The organism is Leclercia adecarboxylata, from assembly GCF_035787115.1.
In the GTDB taxonomy this organism is placed as follows: domain Bacteria; phylum Pseudomonadota; class Gammaproteobacteria; order Enterobacterales; family Enterobacteriaceae; genus Enterobacter; species Enterobacter adecarboxylatus_E.
Map to the genome: position 1 here is coordinate 334176 of NZ_JALKTL010000003.1, position 26419 is coordinate 360594.

General features: G+C 53.7%; 24 protein-coding genes and 1 pseudogene. 12 read left to right on the forward strand and 13 right to left on the reverse strand.

The features are described from left to right. The first annotated feature begins 138 nt into the window (after positions 1 to 138). The 7 genes from MXM41_RS12435 to MXM41_RS12465 all read left to right on the forward strand — a co-directional run bounded on the left by MXM41_RS12435 (position 139) and on the right by MXM41_RS12465 (position 5014). Positions 139 to 462, forward strand: a complete 324-nt coding sequence (locus MXM41_RS12435; protein WP_325932259.1) for an antibiotic biosynthesis monooxygenase — start codon at positions 139 to 141, stop codon at positions 460 to 462. Further along, the gene (locus MXM41_RS12440) at positions 455 to 850 is read left to right on the forward strand and encodes an amino acid-binding protein (protein WP_325932260.1); all 396 of its coding nucleotides are present in this window, start codon (positions 455 to 457) and stop codon (positions 848 to 850) included. Before MXM41_RS12435 ends, MXM41_RS12440 begins: the two co-directional genes overlap by 8 nt. Further along, complete coding sequence (locus tag MXM41_RS12445; protein WP_325932262.1) at positions 825 to 1520, forward strand: winged helix-turn-helix domain-containing protein; 696 nt, start codon at positions 825 to 827, stop codon at positions 1518 to 1520. Before MXM41_RS12440 ends, MXM41_RS12445 begins: the two co-directional genes overlap by 26 nt. Before the next feature lie 403 nt (positions 1521 to 1923). Beyond that, complete coding sequence (locus tag MXM41_RS12450; RefSeq protein WP_325932264.1) at positions 1924 to 2313, forward strand: hypothetical protein; 390 nt, start codon at positions 1924 to 1926, stop codon at positions 2311 to 2313. Positions 2314 to 2409: 96 nt separating this feature from the next. Beyond that, positions 2410 to 2877 (forward strand): MarR family winged helix-turn-helix transcriptional regulator, encoded by a 468-nt coding sequence (locus MXM41_RS12455; protein ID WP_325932266.1) that lies wholly within the window; start codon positions 2410 to 2412, stop codon positions 2875 to 2877. After that, on the forward strand, positions 2877 to 3944 hold the full coding sequence (locus MXM41_RS12460; protein ID WP_325932571.1) for an HlyD family secretion protein: 1068 nt from the start codon (positions 2877 to 2879) through the stop codon (positions 3942 to 3944). Before MXM41_RS12455 ends, MXM41_RS12460 begins: the two co-directional genes overlap by 1 nt. Positions 3945 to 3946: 2 nt before the next feature. After that, positions 3947 to 5014: a DUF2955 domain-containing protein gene (locus MXM41_RS12465; protein ID WP_325932268.1), complete on the forward strand. Its 1068-nt coding sequence runs from the start codon at positions 3947 to 3949 to the stop codon at positions 5012 to 5014. A 5-nt stretch (positions 5015 to 5019) separates the two neighbouring features. On the opposite strand, the gene MXM41_RS12470 is transcribed toward MXM41_RS12465, so the two are convergent. The 8 genes and pseudogenes from MXM41_RS12470 to MXM41_RS12505 all read right to left on the reverse strand — a co-directional run bounded on the left by MXM41_RS12470 (position 5020) and on the right by MXM41_RS12505 (position 15995). Next, a complete protein-coding gene (locus tag MXM41_RS12470) occupies positions 5020 to 6300 on the reverse strand; it encodes a DUF445 domain-containing protein (RefSeq protein ID WP_325932269.1) in 1281 nt (426 codons plus the stop codon). 335 nt (positions 6301 to 6635) lie between these two features. After that, a complete protein-coding gene (locus MXM41_RS12475) occupies positions 6636 to 6971 on the reverse strand; it encodes a SymE family type I addiction module toxin (protein ID WP_325932270.1) in 336 nt (111 codons plus the stop codon). A gap of 237 nt (positions 6972 to 7208) precedes the next feature. Continuing rightward, on the reverse strand, positions 7209 to 8540 hold the full coding sequence (locus MXM41_RS12480) for a restriction endonuclease subunit S (RefSeq protein ID WP_325932271.1): 1332 nt from the start codon (positions 8538 to 8540) through the stop codon (positions 7209 to 7211). Further along, the gene (locus MXM41_RS12485) at positions 8537 to 10156 is read right to left on the reverse strand and encodes an N-6 DNA methylase (protein ID WP_325932272.1); all 1620 of its coding nucleotides are present in this window, start codon (positions 10154 to 10156) and stop codon (positions 8537 to 8539) included. The genes MXM41_RS12480 and MXM41_RS12485 overlap by 4 nt, the downstream gene beginning before the upstream one ends. Before the next feature lie 64 nt (positions 10157 to 10220). Beyond that, complete coding sequence (hsdR, locus tag MXM41_RS12490; RefSeq protein ID WP_325932273.1) at positions 10221 to 13742, reverse strand: type I restriction-modification system endonuclease; 3522 nt, start codon at positions 13740 to 13742, stop codon at positions 10221 to 10223. Between the two features lie 233 nt (positions 13743 to 13975). Then, positions 13976 to 14517, reverse strand: a pseudogene (locus MXM41_RS12495) (restriction endonuclease); the annotation flags it as partial. Positions 14518 to 14559: 42 nt separating this feature from the next. Further along, complete coding sequence (locus tag MXM41_RS12500) at positions 14560 to 15204, reverse strand: LysE family translocator (RefSeq protein WP_325932274.1); 645 nt, start codon at positions 15202 to 15204, stop codon at positions 14560 to 14562. A 47-nt stretch (positions 15205 to 15251) separates the two neighbouring features. Next, complete coding sequence (locus MXM41_RS12505; protein ID WP_325932275.1) at positions 15252 to 15995, reverse strand: AraC family transcriptional regulator; 744 nt, start codon at positions 15993 to 15995, stop codon at positions 15252 to 15254. A gap of 203 nt (positions 15996 to 16198) precedes the next feature. On the opposite strand from MXM41_RS12505, the gene MXM41_RS12510 reads away from it, so the two are divergent. From MXM41_RS12510 to MXM41_RS12530, 5 genes are all read left to right on the forward strand, one after another. Then, complete coding sequence (locus MXM41_RS12510; RefSeq protein WP_325932277.1) at positions 16199 to 16486, forward strand: BrnT family toxin; 288 nt, start codon at positions 16199 to 16201, stop codon at positions 16484 to 16486. Continuing rightward, the gene (locus MXM41_RS12515) at positions 16473 to 16775 is read left to right on the forward strand and encodes a BrnA antitoxin family protein (RefSeq protein WP_325932279.1); all 303 of its coding nucleotides are present in this window, start codon (positions 16473 to 16475) and stop codon (positions 16773 to 16775) included. The genes MXM41_RS12510 and MXM41_RS12515 overlap by 14 nt, the downstream gene beginning before the upstream one ends. Before the next feature lie 262 nt (positions 16776 to 17037). Continuing rightward, positions 17038 to 17937: a hypothetical protein gene (locus tag MXM41_RS12520; RefSeq protein ID WP_325932280.1), complete on the forward strand. Its 900-nt coding sequence runs from the start codon at positions 17038 to 17040 to the stop codon at positions 17935 to 17937. A 37-nt stretch (positions 17938 to 17974) separates the two neighbouring features. Beyond that, a complete protein-coding gene (locus MXM41_RS12525; RefSeq protein WP_325932281.1) occupies positions 17975 to 18454 on the forward strand; it encodes an Hcp family type VI secretion system effector in 480 nt (159 codons plus the stop codon). 126 nt (positions 18455 to 18580) lie between these two features. Then, positions 18581 to 19951 (forward strand): NAD-dependent succinate-semialdehyde dehydrogenase, encoded by a 1371-nt coding sequence (locus MXM41_RS12530; RefSeq protein ID WP_325932283.1) that lies wholly within the window; start codon positions 18581 to 18583, stop codon positions 19949 to 19951. 286 nt (positions 19952 to 20237) lie between these two features. Here MXM41_RS12530 and yjiA read toward each other — a convergent pair whose 3' ends face one another. The 5 genes from yjiA to MXM41_RS12555 all read right to left on the reverse strand — a co-directional run bounded on the left by yjiA (position 20238) and on the right by MXM41_RS12555 (position 26400). Beyond that, the gene (gene yjiA / locus MXM41_RS12535; protein WP_325932285.1) at positions 20238 to 21191 is read right to left on the reverse strand and encodes a GTPase; all 954 of its coding nucleotides are present in this window, start codon (positions 21189 to 21191) and stop codon (positions 20238 to 20240) included. A 10-nt stretch (positions 21192 to 21201) separates the two neighbouring features. Continuing rightward, positions 21202 to 21405, reverse strand: a complete 204-nt coding sequence (locus MXM41_RS12540) for a YbdD/YjiX family protein (RefSeq protein ID WP_032616354.1) — start codon at positions 21403 to 21405, stop codon at positions 21202 to 21204. A gap of 287 nt (positions 21406 to 21692) precedes the next feature. Then, on the reverse strand, positions 21693 to 23846 hold the full coding sequence (locus MXM41_RS12545) for a carbon starvation CstA family protein (RefSeq protein WP_325932286.1): 2154 nt from the start codon (positions 23844 to 23846) through the stop codon (positions 21693 to 21695). Between the two features lie 217 nt (positions 23847 to 24063). Beyond that, on the reverse strand, positions 24064 to 24951 hold the full coding sequence (locus tag MXM41_RS12550) for a helix-turn-helix transcriptional regulator (RefSeq protein ID WP_325932287.1): 888 nt from the start codon (positions 24949 to 24951) through the stop codon (positions 24064 to 24066). A gap of 204 nt (positions 24952 to 25155) precedes the next feature. Beyond that, a complete protein-coding gene (locus MXM41_RS12555; protein ID WP_325932289.1) occupies positions 25156 to 26400 on the reverse strand; it encodes a capsular biosynthesis protein in 1245 nt (414 codons plus the stop codon). Positions 26401 to 26419 lie beyond the last annotated feature (19 nt).

The window sequence follows — 26419 nt, forward strand, 5'->3', positions numbered from 1 at the left end:
CAAAGACGCGAGCCGTATGCACGATCCGCAGGCCGGGATCGCGACGCGTTACCCGGCATTAACATTTCGCTCCTCACCGAAGCATCACGTTTTTGTTTCCTGCACTCTCTCCTTAAACCCCATAACGGAGAGATCCTCATGATTGCAGTCCTGTTTGAAGCCAAAGCGGCGCCCGCGCACCAGGCGCGTTACCTGCAGCTGGCTGCCGAGTTAAAACCGCTGCTGGCGGAGATCGACGGTTTTATCGATATCGAACGTTTCCAGAGCCTGACTACCGAGGGCAAAATCCTCTCCCTCTCCTGGTGGCGGGATGAAGAGGCAATTTGCCGCTGGAAGCAAAACCTGTTTCATCAGGCGGCGCAGGCCGAAGGGCGGGCGACGATATTTACCCACTACCGCATTCGCGTGGCGCAGGTGGTACGGGAATACGCTTCAGAAACCGGAGGACACGCCGATGTATGACGTTCATGTGATCTTCACCGACACGCCCGGCGAGCTGTCGCGTTTTGGTCAACTGCTGGGGCGCAACGGCGTAGGGCTGGAGGGCGGCGGCGTGTTTGGTGTGGAAGCGCATTTTCTGGTGGTTGAGGGCGAAAAAGCCCGGCACGTGCTGCTTGCGGCGGGTTTTAAGGTGCAGGCGGTGCGAAAGCCGCTGATCCGCAAGCTGAAACAGGAACGCCCCGGCGAGCTGGGAGAGATTGCCGCCGCGCTGGCCGCACAGGGGGTCTCCATCCTGACGCAGTACAGCGATCATGCGAATCACCTTATTCTGCTGACGGATAATGATAAGCTGGCCGCAGAGATCACCGGGCCGTGGGCTGCCAATGTTAAAGACGAGTTTACCTGCTGATAATAGCGCTGCGCTGGAGCGGGCCGTTGCCGCTGTTGCGGCGGCGATGGCCGATCCGTCGCGGGTCAAAATGCTCTGCGCGCTGATGGACGGGCGGGCGTGGACCGCCACTGAGCTCAGCGCCGTGGCGGATGTCGCGGCTTCTACCGCCAGCGGGCATCTCGCCCGGCTGGTGGAGGGGAGGCTGATCGCCTGTCTTTCTCAGGGCCGGCATCGCTACTATCGCCTGGCGGGGCACGATGTCGCGGCGCTGGTGGAGCAGATAATGGGCCTGTCGTGGAGCCGTATCACGCCGCCGGAAACGAGCGCGCCAGCGTCGATGCGTCATGCCCGCACCTGCTACGACCATCTGGCGGGTGCGGTTGCCGTGCAGATCTATGATTACATGCAGGCCGAAGGCTGGCTGATGGCGGACGGTTCGGCCCTCACCGGGAAGGGGCGCGAGGCATTCCTGACATTGGGGATAGCGCTTAAGGCGAACGCCCGGCGTAAAGCCTGCAGCGCTTGCCTGGACTGGAGCGAGCGCCGCTTCCATCTGGGCGGTGAGGCGGGCGCAGCGCTGCTGATTCACCTGGAAACCAAAGGCTGGATCCAGCGGGTAGAAGGGTTTCGCGAGGTGACGGTGACCGCGTCCGGGCAGCGGGCCATTAACAGGTATTTCAGCCGTTAAGGTGCACCCTGTAGGCCTTGATCGCCACGCCTCACTCCATGTTTTGCAGACGTTTTGCTGCGTGTTAAAGCCTGTCGTTTGGCTCCGGTGGGTGGTCTGGCGCATCCATACTCCAGGGTTGCTCTTTTGTACGTATTTTTCCGTACAGTGACTTTATCGCTGCGATGGGCGTTTTTGAATCATGTCCGCACACGACTATCTACAAACCATCCGCTTTATGAATATATTATTATTAATTTATTTTCTTTATTTATACTTATGGAATTAGAATTGTCTTATGTCACAATTTAATATTATTACGATTGCCAAACTTCGCGCTTTATGAAAATTTGATACTCTTAATTGCAGCCTGAATAAGGGGTTGCTTTCATAATGGAATGTATTAACAGGGACGAGTGTAATCATGTCAACATTAAAAAATTACGCCGAAAGCGTGTTATTTCAGAGCGTTATTTCGTTGGCTGGCAGGCCGTGCACGCCGGACAGCCTTGCTGCATTATCAGAAAACTATATTTCCCGTCTCGGCAAAAACGATTTGCCGGTCACCCTGCGCAAAACCCTTACCGACATTCAACTTCTGCTGACATTGTTGAGCGATAAAAATAAAAGCCCGCCTTTTACCCATGAAGCATGGATGAATAAAAATCTTACTCTGCTGACGCTGATTACCGAACTTTATACGGAAGTGGTGGCATGGAACGCCGTTGAGCAATACCTTTCGGCCTCGGAGTTTCTCTTATTTTCCCAGGAAAAAACCGCTTCCCAGAGCACCCTGCATAAGGTGATCAACTAGCCCAATCGTTTCGCAATTTTTGCGCTTAACATCCTCGTTTCTTGATACTTACCCTGATAACTATTATCTTCTCAGCGTGTGAAGCGAGGATCCCCCATGCGTGAAGACGATCTGTTCTGCCGCAGGCCATTAGGCATGCGGATGGCAATGATTGTGCGCCAGTGGCGCGCGGTGATTGACGATGCCATTCTCGACACCGGCTTAACCCAGTCGAGCTGGACGGTGATGATGCAGCTCAATCAGCTGGGGGATAACGTCTCGGTAAGCGAACTGGCGGAGGTGCAGGGTATAGAACTGCCGCCGCTGATGCGCACCCTTTCACAGCTGGAAAAGCAGGGCTATCTGCTGCGCACCACATCGCCTTATGACAAGCGCATCCGGCTGCTGACGCTCACACCCGAGGGTAATGCGGTGCTGAAAACCCTGACTCAGGTTATCGAAATGTACCAGGAGCGGGTATCGCAGAATATCGCCCCGGAACATCTCGACGTTTTCAGCGCCACACTCAATCAAATCGCCTGCAACCTGCGGACAATCCGCGAAGAAGATAATAAGACCGAATAATCATGACCCCTGAACAAAAGTTTGCCCGCTGGGTAAGGGTAAGTATTGCCTCTTTCCTGCTGATGTTTGTCTATTTCATTATCGCGGATATCTGGATCCCGCTCACGCCGGATTCCACGGTGATGCGCGTGGTGACGCCGGTTTCTGCGCGCGTTTCCGGCTATGTGGCGGCGGTGCACGTGCATAACAACAGCCAGGTGAAGAAGGGCGATCTGCTGTTCGAGCTTGATGCGACGCCGTTCCGCAATAAGGTGGACGCGGCACAGATCGCGCTGGAACAGGCGCGTCTCGCCAACCAGCAGCTGGACGCGCAAATCGTCGCGGCGCAGGCGAGCCTGAAGACCGCCCAGATTACCGCCCGCAACGACAGGGTGACCTTTGAGCGCTATCAGAAGCTCAGCACGTTACAGAACGTCTCCCAGGCGGATCTCGATAAAGTGCGTACCACCTGGCAGAGCAGCGAGCAGGCGGTGGCGAATCTGGAAGCCAACATCCATCAGCTGCGCATTGAGCGCGGCGAGCGTGATGAAACGCGTAACGTGACGCTGCAAAAATACCGCAACGCGCTGGAAGAGGCGGAGCTCAATCTCCGCTGGACGAAGATCTACGCCGAGGCGGACGGTACGGTCAGCAACGTGCAGCTGAGCCCCGGCTTTTACGCTACCTCCGGCGCGGCGGCGCTGGCGCTGGTGAACAACCAGAGCGATATCGTCGCCGATTTCCGGGAAAAGAGCCTGCGCCATACCCGTCAGGGCACCGACGCCGCAGTGGTATTTGACGCCTTCCCGGGCCAGGTTTTCCGCGCCCACGTCACCAGCAGCGACGCCGGTATTCTGGCCGGGCAGGAGGCCGTCAACGGCCAGCTCTCTGAGCCGGAAACCTCCAACCGCTGGGTGCGTGACGCGCAGCGGATGCGCATTCACGTCGCGCTGGACGAGCCTTTGCCGAAGCACCTGCCGACCGGCGCGCGCGCCACCGTGCAGCTCTATAACAGCGAAGGGCCGTTTGCCCGCTTCTTCTCCGGGATGCAGATCCATCTCGTCAGCCTGCTGCACTATGTGTATTGATTATGTCTATTAACACTCTGGCGCGGGTCTTTACCCCGCACGGCAACATCGTCTATAGCGCCAATGACTTTCGCCAGACGCTGCGCATCGTCTTTGCCGGGATGATTGCCCTGAGCGTGTCGAGCTTTTACAGCACCAGCTACGGCGTCTTTTTCGTCATCTATCCAGTCATGCTGCTGTCGCTGGTGCCGGTCTTTAACCGCCACGTGGCGAAGCAGTTTGTGTTTAGTTCGGCGCTGAACTGCATCGAAATGGTGTTCATCATTGGCTATCTGGCGCAGTGGCCGGTCATCATGACGCTGGTGGTCTTCGGGCTTTACGTGATGCGGTTTCGCTTTATGAGCCAGGGGCCGCTGTTCCTGTTTGGCTCGATGGGGGTAGTGTGTCAGAGCACCATGCTCAACTTTATGAGCTATCCCACCACTAACTGGCACACGCTGCTGTTCTCTAACCTCGAAGCCAGCGTAATGGCGGTGTGCCTGAGCGCGCTGATGCACTATCTGCTGCCGGATGTCGAACCGCGCACGCCGCCGCCGCGGCTGGAGAAGGACGCTGCTCGCGTGCGTCACGAGTCGCTGCTCTCCGGGACCGTGGCGACGCTGATTTTTGTGGTGTTCCAGATAAGCGATCTCAGCGATTCGCTGTCGGCGCTGATGGCGGGAGTTCTGATCCTGTTCCCCATGCACTATCGCGGGGCGGTGATGAGCTCGCTGTGGCGCGTGGTCGGGGTGCTGCTCGGCTGCCTCTATATTCTGCTGGTGCAGCTGGTGCTCTACGATCACAGCAGCCACATGCTGCTGATGATGCCGCTGATTGGCCTCGGGCTGGCGTTTGGCGCCCGCCTGCACGTGATGGAGAAGGTGGGCGCCGGAGTGGGCTTTGCCAGCATCACCACCATCGGGATTATGTTCGGCCAGAACATGCACCCGGACGGTGACCTGGTGTTCAGCGATCTCTACCGCATCGTCTCGGTGACGGTGGCGCTGGTGGCGACCCTGACGATGGTGTTCCTGATGCACCTGTTCCTTAACTGCTTCGCCCCGACGCGCTACGTGATCCGTAATCCGTAATTCTGTTACCGGGTGAGCAGGGGCAGCACCTCGGGCAGTTGCGACAGCAGGAACAGAATCAGCCCGATGGTGCCGCCCACCAGGGTGCCGTTGACGCGGATAAACTGTAAGTCCTTGCCGATGTTCAGCTCAATCTGGCGGGACATATCTTTGGCATCCCAGCTCTTGACCGTGTCGCTGATGTGACGGGTGAGGAAGCGGGCAAAATCGGGCGCCACGCGGTGCGCGGCCTGCTCCAGATGTTCGTTGAGCGAGGCGCGCAGGTTGGTGTCCGCCACCAGGGTTTCACCGAACCACAGCCCGGCGTTGGCGAGGCGCTGCTTCACGCGGGAGTCGTCGCGCTGCATGTCGGCCTTCAGCCACTGGCGCAGGTCGGCCCACATCTCACCCAGATAGCGGTTAAACGCCTCGTCGTTCTTCAGCCAGGCTTTGATGTTCTCGGCTTTAGCGGCAGTTTCCGGATCGTTTTTCAGGTTATCCACCAGCTTCAGCACCGCGCGGTCGAAGGCCTGACGGATCTGATGGGTGCGGTCGTGGCTGACGTCATCCAGAATGGCGTTCACCGCGTTTGAGACCACCTCGGCGCTCTGATCCCCCAGCCACTCGGTGGGCAGAACCATCGATTTGCGCGGATGCTCGGTCTTCAGCCAGTGGACGATTTGCGCGGCGATAAAATCGCGGGTGCTGTCGCGCTGTAGCAGGGTAATCAGGCGATTAATGACCGCGTCCAGCAGCACCTGATGACGACCGTTTTTCGTCATGCTCTCCAGCATCGCGGCACTGGTCTCGCTGAAATCGACCTTATCCAGCGCCTTATGTACGGCACGCTTGAGCATGCGCTGGATTCGCCCGTCGTCGGTCAGCTCCAGGAACCCGCTCATCACCTGCATAATATGCTGCCCGACGCGCTGGGCGTTATCCGGCTTGCTGAACCAGTTGCCGATAAGCAGCGCCGGTTCATGTTTGCGGATAAGCGCCACCAGCGACTGGGTATCGAGAAACTTCTCCTGCACGAACTGGCCGAGATTGTCGCCAATCCGGTCTTTATTGCGCGGGATAATCGCCGTATGTTTCGAGATAAAGGGGATCGGCACCCGGCGAAACAGGGCCACCACGGCAAACCAGTCCGCCAGCGCGCCGACCATCGCCGCTTCGGCAATGGCCTTTACCCCGCGCACCCAGAAAGTTTGCGGCAGAAAGAGAGTAGCGATAAAGGTCGCGGCGGCAATCAGCAGCAGCGACAGCGCCAGCAGCTTGGCGCGTTTGAGTTCAGCAAGTTTTTCCATAGGGTTAAGGATAGAGGCAGGAACGGGGAAAATGCAAAAGCGTGGCGATGTTCACGAATTTAACTTGTTCACGAATCATGAACGAAAAGTGTTCGTGAACGGATTATATGTCGTTGTACTTCGCAACCTGAAGCTGTTGGTTGCAAAGCCACAGCGAGTTTGTCCCCGTTTCGTACATACCCAGTGCCGACATTGGGTGTCTGGATGGGAGACCATAATCAAGATTAAGGCTATTCCCTCTGATCCTGTTGGTCGGTAAAACAGGGGTATGTCCGCAGACAACCCAGTCGATATTCCCCACGGTAACCGCCGGGTTCCCGTGGGCCAGGTGACGCTTAGCGGAAGGTATTTTTATTCCGCTCGACCAGGTTAATAAACTCAAGGATCTGCTGCTGTTTGCGGTTAGACAGATTCTGCACCCGGCGGAAGGTGTCTTCGAGCGTTGGCTCCATCGCTTTGGCGGTGATGACGATACACTCCTCCATTACCCGCACCTCCAGCTTTCTGCCGGTAGGAAAACCGGCTTTTTCCAGCCACTGGCCTTTTAGTATCAGCGCCGGGGAACGATCGTATTTTGGATAATTGCTCACATACGACACGGTATAACTGCGCAGGGTGGAAGGAAACACTACAGGTTTAATCAGTTCTGCAATAGAATCGATGTCAGTCATGATCTCTATTCTCCTGGAATAGGGGTTGTGATGAGTCCCCGTTGCGTGTTGCAGCACGCGGCGGGGGCGCTAAATAACCCTGCTAATATAACCAGTGATCAAATTAAGTCCAGCTGATAATCGGTAAAAATAAGAGAAGAACTGGCGTTTAGTGGTGCGATTTTTTGCTTTTTCTGAATGAAGTGTTCTGGCGGGATAATATAAAAAGCGCACCCGAAGGTGCGTAGATAATAAGGGTCAGGATTTTTTACGTGCGGTTTTTTTTGTGCCGCTGGTTGCCCGTTCGGCTTTTATTTTTTCCAGTAATGCTGCGGCGCTGTTTTCACCGGTGATGAGATCCGGGTTTTCTGCACGCCACTGGGCGGTTAATTCACCGCGAAAGGCTTTCGCCAGTATCGACTGGGTGAGGTTGTTGACGCGCTCCAGGGCGGTATTGACCTGCTTTTCGATAGTGTCGGCGTAGGCGAAGAGCTGTTCGACGCGGCGGACGATTTCGGCTTGTTCCTTTAGGTCAGGAATAGTGCATTTAAAATCCATAATCTGCTTTCCGCTAATATGCGGTATATCACTGCCCGTTTGGTTGGGTTGAATATAGTTTTCGAAATTTAAATGGCTCAATGCCAGAAATAGATATTCTGGCAACAGATTCCGATAATTTTTAAACCGCGCGACTCGCTGTACAAGTACACATGGTAAATCGGATTTTTTTGCTTTTGCTAGTTTCAATCCACTTGAGATTATTGGGCGATCCATTGCCAGAATGATATCACCCTCCTTAATGAATAAATGTTCAAAATCATGTAATTTCTCTAAAGGGAGTTTTTTTGTTTCATCCCAACGTAATGCGCCTGGCTCGATATTTTTCCCTCTTAGTAAAGGAATGCCACTTTCACTGAATTCAGTACTTTTAAAAGCATGCCCAATATCAATTGATACATAAGCGCCTATCTTCTTAGGTGAATTTGTAAAGGCTTTGTTTATTAGACTTCCACTCATAGCTGAATTCAATACCGCCTGACGAAAACGTTTCAGGATTTGCGGGATTTTCTCAAGACGTGCTTTGGTGCTGTCTACCTGTGCCAGCAGCGTATCGAGTTTTTCGGCGATGATTTTTTGTTCGAAAAGTGAGGTAAGTAAAAAATTAAACTTACTGAGATCATCTTTGTTAAATCCATTTTGCGCTGAACGGGATAATAATCTCAAAGGGGATTGAAATAGTTCTGACTCAAGATAATAGCGAACAAAGGACCTTTCAAACTCATGAGGATAAATTACTTTCGCAAGAGCAACATTGTATGCTCCTGTTTGTCCGGTGCATATTCTCCCAAGAGATGCACCATAACGACCAATGAGTAAATCCTCTTTGCGGCATGTTTTTAATTTGTTTGCCACAGGAATATATGTTGGAACTGGTTTGTTACCAAAATCCCTAATTTGTAGTAAGCGAATGTACCCTTCCAAATTTTCTGAAATAAATTCGGATTTAGGCGGTTGAGTACCACCTTGGACGTCCATCAGCTCTGTAAATTTTGAGGTTATCCATTCCTCCGGCAATTCTCTCCCACTCATGCCTTCACCTCACCAAATACTTCATTCAGCAACGTCCGCTGCGCATCCGCCTCATCACCCGCGCCCAACTCACGCATCAACGCATCCAGCTCACCCAGCGCCTGTACCAGCTCGCTCATCGCCTCTGCCGCTAACACATCTGGCTCGGGCAGGCTGTCGGCATCCACGCTGTCTTTGTCTTTCAGCCAGGCGATATCCAGTGAATCGCCTTTTGTATCCCGGATCCATTCGCGGCTGAACTTACGCCAGCGGCTGGTAGCGAGGTGCTGATCGGTGCCCTGATTCTCTTCACTGTCGGAAACGTCAGTTTCATGGGCGTTAAAGCTCCATTCGCCTTCCGTGCGTGGACTGTTGCCGCGCGGATCCTTACCAAAAACCTCTTCAAACGGTTTGAGGTGCTGCTCGGTAAAGGGCGTACGCTTGCCGAAGCTCGGCATATTGGTGCGCAGGTCGTATACCCAGACATCGCCGGTACAGTTTTCTTCCTGATACTTGTCGGCATCGGTGCCTTTGGTGAAAAACAGCACGTTGGTCTTGACGCCCTGAGCATAGAAAATCCCGGTAGGTAAACGCAGGATCGTATGCAGATTGCATTTGTTCATCAGGTCACGGCGAACATCTGCCCCAACCCCTGCTTCGAACAGCACGTTATCCGGTAACACGACGGCGGCGCGGCCACCCGGTTTCAGGTTGCGATAGATGTGCTGCAAAAACGCCAGCTGTTTATTACTGGTTTTGTGGGTAAGGTCGCCGCGGGTAATACTGGCTTCACCGCCTTTAGAAGTACCAAACGGCGGGTTCGCTAAAATAATATCGGCTTTAGCCAGTGTTTCTCCGGCCATGCCCAGCGCATTTCCCTGATGAACCACGCCTTTTTCATCGCCTTCCATGCCGTGCAGCAGGCAGTTCATTAACGCCAGACGGCGTGTGGACGGGACCAGCTCAACGCCGATAAAGGCTTTGTTTTTCTGGAAGCTGCGATCTTTATCCGACAGGTCATAGAGATCGTCAGTATTGGATTTAATGTACTGATCGGCGGCGATCAAAAAACCCGCCGTGCCTGCCGCAGGATCCTGAATCACTTCCCCTGGCTGAGGTTTAATGCAGCGCACCATGCTGTTGATCAGCGCACGCGGGGTAAAGTACTGACCAGCCCCGGATTTGGTTTCCCCGGCGTTTTTTTCCAGTAATCCTTCATACAGATCGCCGAGACCGTCTTTCTGAGCGCTAAACCAGTCGATCTGATCCAAGGAGCGGATCAACTGCTCTAGGTGGCGCGGCTCACGCAGTCGCGTTTGCGCATCAGCATAAATAGCGGTGATCAGCGGATCGCCATGTACCAGGTTGCCTTCTGCATCTTTACCGGTAGAGAGCTTCAGCAGAATTTGTTTGTAGTCGTTAAGCAGGTTTAGGCCGGATTTGCTGCTTAAATCGGTCCAGCGACAGCCTTCTGGCAGGATGTGTTTATCCAGCGTTTCCGCTTCGGTGTTCTCATGCACCATCTTGATAAACAGCAGTAACACCAGCTCGGTGACGTAATCGCTGTAGTTGATCCCGTCGTCACGCAGGACGTCACAAAGGTTCCAGAGTTTCTGGACGATTTCGTTATTACTCATGGCTATTCCGGTTAAGGCCGGTTACCCGGCCTGTCTGCAAAAAAGATGGGAAAGGGTATCACGATCAGGCTGTTTTAGATGCCCACAACGCGTCGCTCATCTCGTCAAGGATGCTGTCCAGCTGGTTATCCAGCAAACCATTGAGCTTTGAAGCGCCCCCGTCGCTGGAGAATAAATGGTTAACGAAGTTTTTATCCAGCACCACTTCATGCACCAGTTGCTTCCCGAGCCTGTCCAGCCACTTTTTCTGAAGTGCGGTCCAGTTATGGCGGGCATAGATTTTTTCCAGCGCCAGATCTACCCGCTCTTCAAACGGGATAAGGGGTTCGCCCAGTGCGGCCTGACGGATATGCCCGATGATAGTTGCGGCAATAGTCTGGTTACTTTGGGTGCGTACCGCTGAGCGCAAGGTTGCCTCGCTGTAACCTGCTTCATCCAGCATAAGACGAATTTCTTTGAGTTGTTGGCGCGTCAGGTCGCGTGGGCGATTGATGACGACCGACAGCGCGGCAGACTGGTTGATCTGAGTAGAGATAAACTCATTAAAGCTTTGCAGATAATCGGCCGGCTTCTGGTAGCGTCCGTAAGTCTGCTCTTTGCCGATGAGTTCATCTTCATGGTCAGAAATCACCGGACGGTATTCACTTCCCAGCAACGCGCCGACATCGCTTAACTGCTTAATAAGGTTGCGGTGCTGATTAAGAAATACTGAGGCTTGCTGAGGACCCATTTGATGCAGGTGCTGATGCAGTTGCTTAGGTTCAATACCCCACAGTTCTTCCAGCTCATTGAGTTTCTGGCGAACTTCCGGGCGCTTTTCGGCTTTGCTCTCTGCTTTACGCAGTACACGCATGATTTTCTGGCTGAGCTGATTCAGCAGACTGTCCGCCTGGGTTTCCGTTGGGGTGTTCCCTGGGTGGTTCAGCGCCGTTTCCAGGACTTCTTCATCCGATAATTCTTTAACTAATTGTTCAATGCTCACGCCCGCATTTTTCACCAGCGGCTTCATGGTATTCACTTCCTGAAGCGTGGCGTAGATATCCACCGGATCATGGATCCAGAAAACGGTCTTGCCGATCTCATCGCAGCGACGAGTGGCGCGGCCGATCATCTGTTCGTACAAAATGCGGGACTTCACCCGGCGCAGGAACACCAGATGGGTAATGGCCGGAACGTCGATACCCGTGGTCAGCAGATCTACGGTAATGCCAATGCTGGGATAGCGTTCATTTTTGAAGCGTTTGATAAGTTTGCTGACCTGGTCGCTCTTGCCGGTGATCTTCTCAATTGCAGCCTGGTTAAAGTCGGGATTCACGTCACCCATTGCTTTATCCAGCAGGCGCTTAACCATATCCGCGTGTGCATCTGTGGCGCAGAAAATCAGTGTTTTTTCGTCGCCGGAAGGATCAATTTCTTTCGCCAGTTCTTCACAGATCACCCGGTTAAAATCTTCGGTGATCACTCTGCGGTTAAACGCCTCGACGTCAAAATTCAGTTCGTCTTCAAGCTCGCTGGTATCGATTTCCCCGGTTTCAGCATCTACGGCGCTCACGGTATCGCCAGCATCAAAATGGATGCCATGTCTGCTGAGTAGAGTTTCGTAGCGAACGGGCGGTTCATGATCGATCAACCAGTCTTCCGCAACGGCCTCACGGTAAGAATAGATATAAACCGGGTGCCCAAAAATCTCACTGGTATGTTTGGCAGGGGTTGCCGTTAACCCAATTTTTACCGCGTCGAAGTAATCCAGAACCCGTCGATAGCTGGAAAGATATTGCGCATTGTCGCGGATTGAAAGTTCGCCCTCGGTCATCTCCTGATCCAGGGTATAGCCGCGGTGCGCTTCATCGATAATGATACAGTCGTAAGTATCCACAGCGGGCGGATGCCCGGAGCGATAAATGCGACCGACCATGGATTGCACCGTTGCAACCTGCACGCGGGTTTCGGCTTCTGCCGCCATATCGCCCAGTTCTGCGACATTGTATATCTGCGAAAGCGTGCGGTTCTGCTCCAGGGAGGCCTCTTTGAAGGCATCCTGTGCCTGTTCGCCCAGCGCCGAACGGTCCACCAGGAACAGGATCCGTTTAAAACGCTCTGTTTTCAGGAAACGGTAAATTAAACCAATAATGGTTCGCGTTTTCCCCGTTCCGGTTGCCATTGCCAGTAGGGCTTCACGCGCTCCGTTCTCCAGGGCAGACTCTACTGCTTTGACGGCCTTTTCCTGATAATCACGCAGGCCCAGATAGCCAAACGGTTCGCTATGTAATTTGGCCTCCGCTGCTGCGCGACTGCGATGCAGGCGGTCCATCAGGCCTTCAGGTGTGATAAAGCTTTCCAGCGGATAGCGAGTATTTTCCGGTAAGCGGACATCACGGAACCATGTCCCGGAATGTTCTGCGGACTGTTTGATATAAGGCCTGCCATTACAGGAGAAAACGAAGGGAATTTGATAAAGGCTATTTACGCCATCTTCCCATCCCTCCGTGCGGCCTTCTTCAGACCAGGCTGGCTTCATTGAAGCATCGAACTGGAAACCTTTGCTGTAACGCTCTGCCTGAGGAATTTTCCCGGCGACGTTTTCGTTTTTCCTTTTTGCTTCAACGGTCGCTATCGGTGTGAGGCCGCAGAACAGAACGTAATCGGCTCGCCCGTGCTCGTCATCTGCGAAGGTTGGCCATTCCGCAATGGCTTTGTTGACGCCTTTCTCCGGACGAGAGCCTTTCTTATAGCTAATTTGCTGAGTATCGGCCAGCCAGCCCCACTCGTTGAGCTGCTGATCAATTAAGATTCTGGTCAGCTCTTCGGTAATAATATGTTTGCGTGCATGGCTGGATTTACGGCCAAACTCTTTACGTTGTGCATTGATAGCTTGTTGCGTTTGCTGGGTAAGCTGCTTCTGCAGAGCAGTGAGTTTTGCTTCGTAATTTTGCTGGAGGGCTTGCAGATCCTGCTGGCTAATTTCCAGCAGTTGCTTTTGTTCTCTGGCCTCAATATCCATCGCATGGGCCAGTTGCTCATATTCTTCTTTTTGCTGTTTAAGTAAATCCTGAAGTTGCTTGCTGGACTCCAGCTTTTGATTGGCCGCCAGTAATGTTTGTTTGAGCTGTTCGATCGCCGATTGGGATTTATTGAGCTGTTCGCTCGGATCATGCGGTGGGATAAAAGGACCCGGGCTAAACTGACTTCCCGCATTACCAAATGTCTGGTGGAACCATATTGCCAGCGCCCGTGCGACCTTCAGGGCATCCATCGCTTCACGATGTCGGGTCTGGAATTGATGTGTCGCTTTGTTACCTTCGATTCTCAGTGTATGAAATAACTGGCGTATCGCAGGATCAAGCTGCAACTCCCTGTCCAGGCGATAGAGCAATTCTTGCTGGGAGGGATTATCTTCACGGTTAATGTTTAACCTGGCTGCAATATTCTGTGCCAGCGCTTCGCCAAACTGACGGAGCTTCATCAGCGTCGTGTTGGGATCGCTTGAGAATAATTGCTCGGCGGTAGAGGTGATTTGAACAAATAACGGGTCGTATTCTGCCAGGAAACCAAAGTTTGTTGGCTGATGTGGGTTAGCAGTTGTCAAAGATTGAACTCCTTGCAGCAATCACCCGCAGCTAGTTGCTGAATAGCCCTGGATGAAATGGTTCGATTTTGCGAAATGTCTTCCAAAATCATAACGCTGTGTGTTTTTTTATCAAGGGTTAAAGGCGCAAGATGTCGTCTGTATGACGTTAAAAACGTCCAAAAATGAAAGGGGGGGCGTATAAAGTTTTAAAAAGTGGAAGAGGGTTATTCACCCTCAAGAACCTTACCGGGTCAATCCATTTCCAGCTCATCAAAAAGCTGTAAATCTACATCCAACAATTCAACAGCATTGCTGCGACGAATGCCGACGTTATTCTCAATCAACAACTCCAGCAGGCGGTCGCCGTCAATCAAGGTGATAGGCGCAGCGCCGCTTTCTCACAGTTGCCAGCAAATCGCCCGATGGTAATCAACGTGCCGCGAATCGCACTGTGATAAGGTAGGGCACCGCGTAACTGGTCGATCACGGGGCGAGTGATATTGCTCTGCATACGTTTAACCTGCACCACTTCGGTAATGGTGGTGATGCCCACCTGCACTCTGCCCACCACATCCACACCCTTATCACCCGAGGCTTTGGTCACTTCAACCTGCTCGTAGCCCATCGCTTCCAGAAGCTGACCAATCAGGTGCTCAAACTTGTAGGGATTCATGGTGCTGATTTGTTCGCGCAACAGCTCTTTTTGCTGTTGGTTATAGCGTTTTACCGCTTCCAGTAGCTCTTTGCGCGGATCGATTTCGCGGGTAGGGAGCGCTTTTCCAGACCAGGTTTGTAGGCCTGATAAGCGCAGCGCCATCAGGCGTTTTCCCTACATTCAGAGTGATGTGAGAAATCGCCATAAAATCCCTGCGCCAAACGCGCTCAGTACCATCCCCGCTACGCGCTCCATCTTCCAGATGTGGTCGCTCAGCCGCCGCTGAACGGCGGGCAGGGCGATAAATGTCACCACCGCCAGATCCCACATCAGCACCACCGTGACCATCCAGATGCCGCTCACCGACTGCTGCAGCAGGGTGACATTTGGCCCGAGCAGGGCGGTCATCAGCGCCAGATAAAAGAGCGCGTTTTTCGGATTTAATACCGCCGACCCCAGGCCCAGCAAAAGCTGCCTGCGTAAGCCGGGGCATTCCGGCTCCGCGTTATCCAGCGCCAGCGTGCGGGCGCGACTGCGGATCAGATGCCAGCCGATCCACAGCAGATAAAGTGTGCCCAGGAGTTCAATGGCGTTAAATAGCAGCGTGAACTGACGCAGCGTGCTTGAGCCAATAATCACCAACAGAATATAAAGCCCGTTGCCCAGGGCGATCCCCACGCACAGCCCGGCGCTGCCGCGCAGGCGATGGCGGGCGGCGAATCCCATCAGCAAAAAGAAATCCGGACCGGGGCTGAGCAGGGCGACGAAGTGCGCCAGCGCGAGCGCCAGAAAAGCGGGCGGGAAGAGAGCGGGAGTCAGTTCCATAGTGACCTCATCAACAAAACTGAGGTCAGGCTACAGGGAATGGCGCGCTAATTATTGTCGGATATTGATCGCCCGGTGGCGTACTGGCGCGGCGTGGCGGCGGTGTAGCTGACAAAGGTTTTATGGAAGTGGCTCTGATCGGCAAAGCCGCTCTGGTAGCTGACGTCGGCGATGTTATCCCCGGCGCGCAGTCGCGCTTTAGCGAACTCTATCCGGGAAATGTTCAGGAAAGTGCCAGGCGTCAGGCCGGTATCCTGCTTAAAGGTTCTGATAAGCGTCTCTTTGCGCAGCGAAAAGCGTCGGGCCAATACATCCAGCGAGGGCGGTGCCTGCAGGCTGTGGCGTAACGTCTGCAACAGGGCAAGGCTGGAAGGACGAAGAGGATCAGGCGGGGCGCTGTTTTCTGCCAGCCCGGAGAGCAGGGCTTTAATAGCCCCGGGCGACAGGGTGTCAACCACAGCCAGATACTGGCGGAAAAGCGCTTCGCTGCGGATCACGTGCATGGCGGGCTGCAGGTCAGTCTCAATATAAAGCATATGGTAGCTGCGGGGTCGTCCCGCCACGGGGTTACAGCTGTGCGGCATATGGGCGGGGATAACAATCAGATCGCCCGGGTAGAGGGTGAACGGCTCGCCGTTGCAGGTGCAGCAGGTTTGTCCCTCGAGGATAGCGCCGATGGAAAGCTGGGCATGGCTGTGGCGTTTATAGGCCTGCGTGCTTTGCCAGGTGCTGCGCAACTCCACGCCGGGCTGGCGGATAAAGGTCTGACTGACGTGGCGGGTGTGGGTCATGGCGAATACCGGTTGGAGGGGTAAAGGGGTTATAGCATGAGAGGGAATGCGAGTCGCCTCATAGTATCAGGTAGCTGCTGGCATGCATTTCATTTTTTCTTCGAGCATGCTTCCTGATTTGCTGACGACTCGAAGAATTAATGAGTAATCCTCATTCAGTTTGTATAGGCTTTTTTGTATATACAAAAGTGAAGGAGTACACTATGCCAACGGAGTTTGAATGGGATGCAAACAAGGCGAAAAGCAATCTGTATAAACATGGGATCCGCTTTGAGGATGCGGTATGTGTTTTTGATGATCCTTACCACTTATCCAGACAGGATCGATACGTAAATGGTGAGTATCGGTGGCAAACAATCGGTCTGATCAAGGGTGTTGTGGTGATTGTTGCCGTGCATACGGTTCGTTTTGAAAGTGGGGCTGAAATTATTCGCATTATTAGCGCCCGTAAGGCAAGTCTGAAAGAGAGGAATCTTTATGAGCATCATTAAACATAAACGCGGTGAGGTTGCACAACCAGGTTCACTGCGAGAAGCTGAACTCAATGCGCTGGCTCAAAAGGCAGATGATGAAATCGACTACAGCGACATTCCTGAAACAACCGATGAACAGTGGTCTGACGCAGTACGTGGCAAATTTTATCGCCCACTAAAAACGCAGGCTTCAGTGCGTATTGATGCTGATGTCATGGAGTGGCTTAAACGTCCCGGGAAAGGTTATCAGACCCGGCTGAATGCTATCCTGCGGGAAGCAATGCTTCGCGATCAAAACAAGAGTTAACCTCGGTGGTATTTCCCCCGGTGGCGCTGCGCTTACCGGGGCTACAAAGCGTGTGCCGGTTTGCTTTTGTGTTTCTGGATGACCCAGTTTTTTATACCCAACTCTTTTAATTTCCCAAAATAGTAAAAACGCATATGGCTAATTTTGGTGATATAATTTATTTATAGATGACATGAATATTATTTTTAGTCCGCAAATAATATTTGTTTAAGGAGAATGAAGTGATATAAAATTTAACGCTTATAAAAAGGAGATAGATATCATGGTAGATACTGCTATTTTTATTGGAGATATAGCTACAGATGATGTGAAAAAGATCGCTAACCGAATAGTTGATATTCTTGTGTCACCGGGTGTAATTCTGGGCTTGATAAATGGAGCGCTTACCGTTCCTCTTGACCTTGGATACCTTGCCATAGGCTATTTTGACACAGACTCTCGCTTTAAACATCAAACTGAACGAATCCGTATGGCGCAGGCAATTCATAACGATATTTTAAATTATGACCACGTTACAAACGCAGTTAATATGATTTTTGCAAAATTTAATACATATCTCACTATAAGCCAGCAAAATAGTGTTTATCGTGGCGTTGTTTCATCCGTTGCAGGTCGCTTAGTCACCGCGGAAATTATCTCTTCTATAGGAGCAGCAGTTCTGACATGTGTTTCTTTTATTGGCGCTGCGTCCGCTAACAGCTGGATCGGTAAGGTCACCATGCTGTTGCTTATAGGGGGGGCGGAGCGTTCCATAAGTGTGTCAGAAGAACTTGCTATCAAAGTGCCTGAAATTTATCAATTACTTCGTCCACATGATTACGATCTGTCTTATTTTCTTTTTGAGCCGGTTGTAAAACCATTTGTTGAAGCGATTCATATAGCTAACCAACTGGGGCAGCCTTATTTTAATAAAATAATAGAGATCGTCGAGAGTAAATTAAATGTTGATCAATGTCTCTCTATCTTCAGTCATCAAGAAGATTTCACGCACACTTGTATCAAACATTATTTTCATCTGGAATTTCGTCGAGTCAGCATTATTTATAGGTGGCTTAATAATGTGCATCATGCTACCTGTCGCGTGGCCTATGAAGTTTGTTTATGCTGCATTATGGTTGGTCTTATTCTACATATGTACGAAAGTAGTCGATGTATTAGATAAATATCGTAGCAGGAAAAATTGAAAACAAGGAAGTAATATGTCAAATCCAGCTTATTTATGGTTAACAGATGAAAATGGCTCTCCTGTTGTGGGAGGATGCTGCGTCCTGGGGCGTGTAGGCTCTATCGAGATAAAGTCGTTGTCACATCACATGACTATCCCGACAGATTCAAATACGGGGAAGTTAACCGGTACGCGTATCCATACGCCAATATTTTTTCAAAAAGAGTTTGACCGGGTAACCCCTGTTTTATATCGCGCTATTAGTCGCGGCTATACCTTCAAATCAGCAGAAATAAAAATGTATCAAATAGTAGATGCAGGAAGGGAAGTTGAATATTTTAATATCTTTATGGAACAAGTGAAAGTCACAGGTATCACACCCAGCCTTCATCCGGGGTCTGGAACAGGAACTCATTTAGAAAATATTGAGCTTCGCTACGAGTCTATTCAGTGGAAGTATGTAGACGGAAACATCGTCTTTAAGGATAGCTGGAACGAACGCTGTGTGGCATAAGTGCCTTACGCTTAACAAAATACCTGCGCCACCTCCCGGTGGCGCGCTCCATATACCTAACTTTACCCCCATACCCAGCCATTTTGACTACCCTTAATACCCCAAGCGGTAAAAAAGGAGGCAACAATGGCCTATCAGACAGTGAATCCTGCCAACAACAAACTCATCAAAGAATATCCTTCTCATACTGATGCTGACGTCGAAGCGGCGCTGAAAACGGCTGATGCGCTCTACCATTCCGACTGGTCAAAGGGCAGCATGGACAAGCGCCTGGCGGTGCTGCATAAGCTGGCGGATCTCATTGATTCCCGTACCGAAGAGCTGGCAAAAATCGCCAGCGTGGAGATGGGCAAACTCATTGCCCAGAGCCGCGGCGAGGTGAAACTCTGCGCGCAGATCGCCCGCTATTATGCCGACAATGCGAAGCAGTTCCTCGCCCCGGTGAAGTATCCTTCGGAGCTTGGTGAGGCATGGGTTGAACATCACCCCATCGGCGTGGTGATGGCCGTCGAGCCGTGGAACTTCCCGTACTACCAGCTGATGCGCGTGCTGGCCCCGAACCTGGCGGCGGGCAACCCGGTGATCGCCAAACATGCCAGCATCGTGCCGCACTGTGCCGAGACCTTCGCCCATCTGGTGCGCGAAGCCAGCGCCCCGGACGGGGCATGGACCAACCTGTTTATCTCTTCAGATCAGGTGGCGAATATCATCGCTGATGATCGCGTGCAGGGCGCAGCGCTCACCGGGTCTGAGAAGGCGGGTAGCGTGGTGGCGGCCCAGGCAGCGAAGCACATCAAAAAATCGACCCTGGAGCTGGGCGGTAACGATGTGTTCGTGGTGCTGGACGATGCCGATCTGGAGAAGGCAGTGAAAACTGGCGTCAACGCGCGCCTCGCCAACGCCGGGCAGGTCTGTACCGCCGCCAAGCGCTTTATTATCCATGAGAAAGTGGCGGAGCAGTTCCTGGCGAAATACACCGAAGCCTTTAAGCAGGTGAAGGTTGGCGACCCGCTGGATGAGAGTACCACGCTTGGGCCGCTCTCCTCGAAAGACGCCCTGGAAACCCTGACGAAACAGGTTGATGAGGCGGTGAAAAACGGCGCCACGCTGCACTACGGCGGCAAACCGGTGCAGCGCGAGGGCAGCTTCTTTGAGCCGACCATCCTGACCAATATCACCCGCGATAACCCGGCGTACTTTGAAGAGTTCTTCGGCCCGGTGGCGCAGATCTACGTGGTGAAAAACGATGAGGAGGCGGTGAAACTTGCCAACGACTCGCACTACGGGCTGGGCGGGGCGATCTTCAGTAAAGACACCGAGCGCGCCAAAAAGATGGCCTCAAAAATCGAAACCGGGATGGTGTGGATCAACTGGCTCACCGATACCGCCGCAGAGCTACCGTTTGGCGGCGTGAAGCGTTCCGGTTACGGTCGTGAGCTGTCGGATCTGGGGATCAAAGAGTTTGTGAACCAGAAGCTGGTGGTGATCCGCCGCTAGGCACTTCCCCTCACCCTGACCCTCTCCCCACAGGGGAGAGGGAACAAACCCGCAGTCCACAGGGGAGAGGGAACAAACCCGCAGTCCACAGGGGAGAGGGAACAAACCCGCAGTCCACAGGCCTGATAAGCGCAGCGCCATCAGGCTTTTCTTCCAGTGTGAATGACTGTTACCAACACAGCTGATTTATTTTTAAAATTTTAACTGCATGTATATTAAATGATTTTTCTGGTTTTTTCATATGTCTCTACTAGAATAGCTCCCTTTAAAAAAGGGAGCTATACCGTCACTTCCGCAGCCCCGCAAATCCCGCCCGAATCTCCTCTTCCGGCAGTTCAATACCAATAAACACCATCACGCTGTGCGGCTGTTCATCACCCCAGGGACGGTCCCAGTCGGCGCTGTACAGCCGCTGCACGCCCTGGAACAGCAGGCGGTTTGGCTCGCCGTCGATCCACAGCATCCCTTTATAGCGCAGCAGCTTGTCGGCAAAGGAGAGCAGCAGGTTCTCCATTACCCGGGAGACCTCGCCGATATCCACCGGGTAATCCAGCTCGACCACAATCGACGACACGTCGTTCTGCTTGTCGGCCATAAAGTGGAAGCGCGGTTTCGCGGTGACGTTTTCTTCCAGCATAAAGCCGTTGGTATTGAACAGCTGCGTCAGGTCGATATCACCGTGCGTGACGGTGTAGATCGGCGCCCGCGCGTTAATGCGGGTCAGGCGCTCGCGCAGTTTTTCGCTCTCGCCCGCTACGTCGGTTTTGGTCAGCAGGATACGGTCGGCGTAGCCCACCTGCGACTGGGCGATGGTGAACTGGTTCATCTGATCGTCGGCGTGCACCGCGTCAACCAGGGCGATGACACCGTCCAGCAGGTAGCGCTGGCAGAGGATCTCGTGGGAGAAAAAGGTCTGAATAATCGGGCCGGGGTCGGCCATGCCGGTGCACTCAATCACCAGGCGGTCGAAGTCGATCTCACCGCGATCGCGGCTGTCGAGCAGGTCGAGCAGGGCGTCTTCGAGTTCGTTCGAGCGGGTGCAGCAGATGCAGCCGTTGGTCAGGGTTTTGATCTGGGTGGCGCGATCGCCAATCAGCTGGTCGTCCACCGAGACTTCACCGAATTCGTTTTCAATGACCGCGATTTTAAAGCCGTGCTGTTCGTTGAGGATGTGGCGCAGCAGGGTGGTTTTGCCCGCCCCGAGAAAGCCGGTGAGTAGGGTAACTGCAATCGGTGTCATGTTGTCTCCTTTAGCAGCAGCGTACGCCGCCTTCGCCTCCTCCGCCGTAGCGCGCTTCCTGACGCTCGCGGAAGAATTCGTTGTAGGTCATGTACGGCTTATCCGGATGGTTGGTCTTCATATGCTCAACGTAGTTGTCATAGTCCGGAATGCCAATCAGCATCTTCGCCGCCTGACCGAGATATTTTTTTGCTTCGCCTAAGTTACCAAACATAACCCATCCTGATAAGAAAAAGCCCGGCGAGGGGGAGTCGCCGGGCGTTGTTTCCCCTCACCCCGGCCCTCTCCCCAAAGGGGAGAGGGGGAAAAGACCGCGCCGTGTAGTCCCCTCACCACTATGGGGAAAGGGGGAAAAGACCGCACCGTGCGGTCCCCTCTCCCCTATGGGGAGAGGTGGAAAAGACCGCGCCGTGCAGTCCCCTCATCCCTATGGGGAGAGGGGGAAAAGACCGCACCGTGCGGTCCCCACTCCCCTATGGGGAGAGGGTGAGGGGAGAAGGATTAGTGGTGTGAAGAGGTCTTCACGCCGCCTTCCGGCACCGGTACGTACGGGGTCTCTTTGTCCGTGCGACCGTCGGCGTTACGCACCTTCATCCAGGTTTTGATGCCGTAGAAGATGATGCTGTAGACCACCACCAGGAACAGAATGCTCAGGCCCGCGTTGGTGTAGTTGTTCACCACGATATGGTTCATGTTGGCAATCTGCTGAGCCGTCAGCTCACCGCCGCCTGCGGCAATCTTCTCTTTGTACTGGTTAGCCATAAAGAAGAAGCCTTCCAGCTGTGGGTTGGTGCTGAACAGCTTCAGACCCAGCGCCCAGGTGGTGCAGAGCAGCAGCCACAGCGCAGGCACCACGGTCACCCAGATGTATTTGGTGCGCTTCATCTTCACCAGTACCACGGTGCCGAGCACCAGGGCGACGGCTGCCAGCATCTGGTTAGAGATACCGAACAGCGGCCACAGGCTCTTCACGCCGCCCAGTGGGTCAACCACGCCCTGATACAGCAGATAACCCCACAGGCCGACGCAGCCCGCGGTACCCAGCACGCCCGCCGCCAGCGAGTCGGTTTTCTTCAGGAACGGCACGAAGTTACCCAGCAGATCCTGCAGCATAAAGCGGCCCGCACGGGTACCGGCATCCAGCGCGGTAAGGATGAACAGCGCTTCGAACAGAATACCGAAGTGGTACCAGAAGCCCATGTCCGCCCACGGCAGCACCTTGTGGAACACGTGAGCGATACCGACCGCCAGGGTTGGTGCGCCACCGGCACGGTTCAGAACAGACGGTTCGCCGATGTCTTTGGCGGTCTGCATGATCTGCTCAGGGGAGATCACAAAGCCCCAGGAGCTGACGGTCGCCGCCGCGTGGGCGCTCACATCCTTCAGCTGCGCCATGATCAGCGCCGCGTTGTCGCCGCCCATCTCATGCAGGTTCGGCATGGTGATGCCCAGGCCCGCAGGTGGGGTGTTCATTGCGAAGTAGAGACCCGGCTCGATGATGGATGCCGCCACCAGCGCCATAACCGCCACGAAGGATTCCATCAGCATCGCGCCGTAACCGATAAAGCGGGCGTCGGTTTCGTTCGCCAGCAGTTTTGGCGTGGTGCCGGAGGCGATCAGGGCGTGGAAGCCAGAGACCGCGCCGCAGGCAATGGTAATAAACAGGAACGGGAACAGCGCGCCTTTCCACAGTGGACCGGTACCGTCAACGTACTGGGTCACCGCAGGCATTTTCAGCTCAGGGTTGATGATCACGATGCCGATGGCCAGACCGACAATCACGCCAATTTTCAGGAATGTTGCCAGGTAGTCGCGCGGCGCCAGAATCAGCCATACCGGCAGCAGGGCAGAGATAAAGGCATATCCCACCAGGGCAAAGGTGATGGTGGTGTCTTTAAAGGTCAGCGCCGGGCCCCAGTACGGGTCGTGGGCAATGACGCCGCCGAAGTAAATGGAGGCGACCAGCAGCACGATACCGATGACCGACACTTCACCCACGCGGCCCGGACGCAGGAATCGCATGTAGATCCCCATGAACAGCGCAATCGGCACGGTGGAGCAGACGGTGAACACGCCCCACGGACTTTCCGCCAGCGCCTTCACCACGATCAGCGCCAGCACCGCCAGGATGATGATCATAATCAGGAAGCAGCCGAACAGGGCAATGGTACCCGGCACGCGGCCCATCTCTTCTTTAATCATCTCGCCCAGAGAGGCGCCGTTACGACGGGAAGAGATAAACAGCACCATAAAGTCCTGCACCGCTCCCGCCAGCACCACGCCCGCCAGCAGCCACAGGGTACCCGGCAGGTAGCCCATCTGCGCCGCCAGGACCGGCCCGACCAGCGGGCCTGCGCCTGCGATGGCCGCAAAGTGGTGGCCAAACAGCACGTAGCGGTTGGTAGGCACGTAGTTCAGGCCGTCATTGTTAATGACCGCCGGGGTGGCGCGCGAGGGGTCGAGCTTCATGACCTTCTGCGCGATGTAAAGACTGTAGTAGCGATACGCCACCAGATAGACCGACACGGAGGCCACGACGATCCACAGGGCGCTGATGTGCTCGCCGCGGCGCAGGGCGACGACGGCAAGACAACATGCACCGAGGATCCCCAGCAGCAGCCAGGGGACGTGCTTAAGTAGTTTTTTGATATCCATAATAAAACCTGGTTTTTAGATGAAAAAGGATCAGGGTTCGCTGTGAGAAATGTTGATTGATGCTGCGGCGATCTTGCCAGAGCCTCGCGCGTGTAAAGGAAGGTAAATCTGCGAGTGGTTATATGGCGGGATGAGCGGTCAACTGCGAGGGCGAGTGGTTCAGGCTCGCCGTCAGAGGAGGTCATTGTGTGAGGAGGATCACGATGTCAGGCGCGTATCACGCCACGTCAGTCAGATAATTTTCCAGGGTGGCAACGAACTTCTGCTTCAGCCAGGCCGGTTCCAGTACCTGAATGTTGGGCAGCCAGTAGAAGAGCAGCGGCAGGATCTGGTTTTCATGTGCGGCATGGCAGCGCAGGGTAAGACCCTGTTTGTCTTCCGCCAGAATTTCCTGGCCGGGCAGTAGATCGCGACGTTTAAAATAGTGCGCAATGGTGCCGGGAATAAACACATTCACTTCGAATGTCTCTTCGCTGACCCAGGGATCGGGATTTTTTTCCAGTAATTCGAGGGTATCATTATCCGGCGTGAAAGTTTCACTGCGAATATCCAGCCACTGGATCAGACTTAAAGAAAACGATTTCAATCGGCCGTCTTCGGTGGCTTGTAAATACCATATGTTCTTTTTGTTAATTACTTTATATGGATTAACCTGTCGCGACTTTCCTTTATACAGGATCTGGCAAACCTGCTGGTGTTGTATCGCCTTTTCAAAGGCCGCAAGCTGGGCATGAATATCCCATTTTTCTTTTCGCTCGGCATCGTTACCGAGGATCATAATATGGTTATCCTCCGCGCGGGACTCCAGTTTTTCCCAGAATTCACGCCCTTTGTCAGGGAAAAAGTCATCCACATTCAGAAAGTTAGCAATGACATGGTGTAGGCCTGGTCCGGCGTGGCCCTGCGGGGCATGAATAAGCCGGTACTGCCCTTCTCCGGTATGCTCCACAATCGGCGAGAGTGCATTCAGATCGCGATAGACGGTGCGTTCAGTGATATTAAATTTATGCATCAATGCCTGGCGGTTAACCACGCCGTGTAAATGAAGCTCCAGCAGAATATCCACCAACCTTTCAGCCGAGCGACTCCTGGTCGGAATTGTCATATATGCTTTCCCGTTATTTAAAACATCGCTGTGAATTATGCCGGTGCGGGCTGACAAAATATGTCAGTGCAGGGGTCAGCATAAAAATTTGTCTTAGGTTATAACGGCAAGGGCAGGGAGAAACATTAGTGATTTTTACAATGAGGGGATAAAAGCGAGGGGCATAACGGAGCCGCCGGGGCAATTTCCCCGGCGCTGAACGATCTAACGTTCGGGTTCGGAATCGGTAAGGGCATCCGGCAGAGGGAGTGCGGTCGGGACGTTGAGCCAGTCGGACTTACCGTAAAACACGGCGTTGATCTGGGTCTGGTAGAGCAGGTGGGTACGAAAACGCTGGAACAGCTGTTTGTCGGGGGCGAAATTAGCTTGCCAGAACTGGTTTAACGGCCCCTGCCAGGTTAAGCCGTCGATGTCATACAGCGCTTTACCCATCACCTTGAGCGGCTTGTTGTGGATCAGCGCCGACAGCCCTGCAGTGCTGTTAACCGTGATCACCCCCCGGGTGTGGGTCAGCAGGGCGGGCAGGGGGAGATCGTGGATATAGATCACCCGGCCGCTGATAGCGTATTTTTTGCACAGCGTATTAATCAGCACGCCATAAAACCGGTGACCACGATCCATCGGGTGATGCTTGAACACCAGATGGTGTTCTTTCGGCGCGTGGCGGGCAAAAGAGCGGATCACGGTTTCGATATAGTCACGCACGTCTTTATACGGGCTGTGGTGAATGATCTGGCTGTCGTTGTAGACCTGCAAAATCGCCAGGTAGTACGCGTTGTCCAGGGTTTCAGTGATATGGCTCAGCATGTGGCGCTGCTTCCAGCGATACCACAGCTTACGGCGGCCGGCGCGGAACCAGCAGCGCATCTCATACCACGGGGAGAACGACTTGTGGTGGCGGTAGCCGCGGTAGCGATGACGGCCAAACCAGCCCGCGGCGTAGTAGAGCATGGCGTGGGCGGCACGGTTAAAGGCGCTGGGCTTCCACGGCGTTGGGGTTTTCAGCTCCGGCAGCGGCTGTTCGCGGTAATATTTCGCGTCGATGGGCATCGAGGAGAAGGCGTTTACGCCGCCTTTTTCCAGAGTGATGTAGAACGGACGGAAATACCCCTCTTCAAACGCGAGAAAGTCGATAGATTTACTGCGCGCCCACTTCTTCGCTTCGATATGCATCGGGCGGCAATCCCCGAAACAGACGATGGTGTCGAAGGCGTACTCTTTATGCAGATCGCGCAGCCAGAAGGCAAAGTTTTTCACCGGGCCGGTGTAGTGCAGCGAGTTTTCTTTCGCTGCATACCAGGCGTCTCCGGCGTTAAAGCAGACCTGCTTTACTTCACGGTGACTGTGCTGCAGCCAGGTCGCCAGTCGTGCAAAGCAGGGGCCCATTGGTCCTTGTAGTAACAGATAACGGCGGCCATTTAATAAATGGCGGATAGCTTGCTCTTCCATTTCTTTTCCCAGTCCGTTC

Excerpts from the sequence above, each read along its gene's own strand:
- MXM41_RS12435 (WP_325932259.1), top strand. The coding sequence starts at position 139 with ATGATTGCAGTCCTGTTTGAAGCCAAAGCGGCGCCCGCGCACCAGGCG.
- MXM41_RS12440 (WP_325932260.1), top strand. The coding sequence starts at position 455 with ATGTATGACGTTCATGTGATCTTCACCGACACGCCCGGCGAGCTGTCG.
- MXM41_RS12445 (WP_325932262.1), top strand. The coding sequence starts at position 825 with ATGTTAAAGACGAGTTTACCTGCTGATAATAGCGCTGCGCTGGAGCGG.
- MXM41_RS12450 (WP_325932264.1), top strand. The coding sequence starts at position 1,924 with ATGTCAACATTAAAAAATTACGCCGAAAGCGTGTTATTTCAGAGCGTT.
- MXM41_RS12455 (WP_325932266.1), top strand. The coding sequence starts at position 2,410 with ATGCGTGAAGACGATCTGTTCTGCCGCAGGCCATTAGGCATGCGGATG.
- MXM41_RS12465 (WP_325932268.1), top strand. The coding sequence starts at position 3,947 with ATGTCTATTAACACTCTGGCGCGGGTCTTTACCCCGCACGGCAACATC.
- MXM41_RS12470 (WP_325932269.1), bottom strand. The coding sequence starts at position 6,300 with ATGGAAAAACTTGCTGAACTCAAACGCGCCAAGCTGCTGGCGCTGTCG.
- MXM41_RS12475 (WP_325932270.1), bottom strand. The coding sequence starts at position 6,971 with ATGACTGACATCGATTCTATTGCAGAACTGATTAAACCTGTAGTGTTT.
- MXM41_RS12480 (WP_325932271.1), bottom strand. The coding sequence starts at position 8,540 with ATGAGTGGGAGAGAATTGCCGGAGGAATGGATAACCTCAAAATTTACA.
- MXM41_RS12485 (WP_325932272.1), bottom strand. The coding sequence starts at position 10,156 with ATGAGTAATAACGAAATCGTCCAGAAACTCTGGAACCTTTGTGACGTC.
- MXM41_RS12500 (WP_325932274.1), bottom strand. The coding sequence starts at position 15,204 with ATGGAACTGACTCCCGCTCTCTTCCCGCCCGCTTTTCTGGCGCTCGCG.
- MXM41_RS12505 (WP_325932275.1), bottom strand. The coding sequence starts at position 15,995 with ATGACCCACACCCGCCACGTCAGTCAGACCTTTATCCGCCAGCCCGGC.
- MXM41_RS12510 (WP_325932277.1), top strand. The coding sequence starts at position 16,199 with ATGCCAACGGAGTTTGAATGGGATGCAAACAAGGCGAAAAGCAATCTG.
- MXM41_RS12515 (WP_325932279.1), top strand. The coding sequence starts at position 16,473 with ATGAGCATCATTAAACATAAACGCGGTGAGGTTGCACAACCAGGTTCA.
- MXM41_RS12520 (WP_325932280.1), top strand. The coding sequence starts at position 17,038 with ATGGTAGATACTGCTATTTTTATTGGAGATATAGCTACAGATGATGTG.
- MXM41_RS12525 (WP_325932281.1), top strand. The coding sequence starts at position 17,975 with ATGTCAAATCCAGCTTATTTATGGTTAACAGATGAAAATGGCTCTCCT.
- MXM41_RS12530 (WP_325932283.1), top strand. The coding sequence starts at position 18,581 with ATGGCCTATCAGACAGTGAATCCTGCCAACAACAAACTCATCAAAGAA.
- yjiA (WP_325932285.1), bottom strand. The coding sequence starts at position 21,191 with ATGACACCGATTGCAGTTACCCTACTCACCGGCTTTCTCGGGGCGGGC.
- MXM41_RS12540 (WP_032616354.1), bottom strand. The coding sequence starts at position 21,405 with ATGTTTGGTAACTTAGGCGAAGCAAAAAAATATCTCGGTCAGGCGGCG.
- MXM41_RS12545 (WP_325932286.1), bottom strand. The coding sequence starts at position 23,846 with ATGGATATCAAAAAACTACTTAAGCACGTCCCCTGGCTGCTGCTGGGG.
- MXM41_RS12550 (WP_325932287.1), bottom strand. The coding sequence starts at position 24,951 with ATGACAATTCCGACCAGGAGTCGCTCGGCTGAAAGGTTGGTGGATATT.
- MXM41_RS12555 (WP_325932289.1), bottom strand. The coding sequence starts at position 26,400 with ATGGAAGAGCAAGCTATCCGCCATTTATTAAATGGCCGCCGTTATCTG.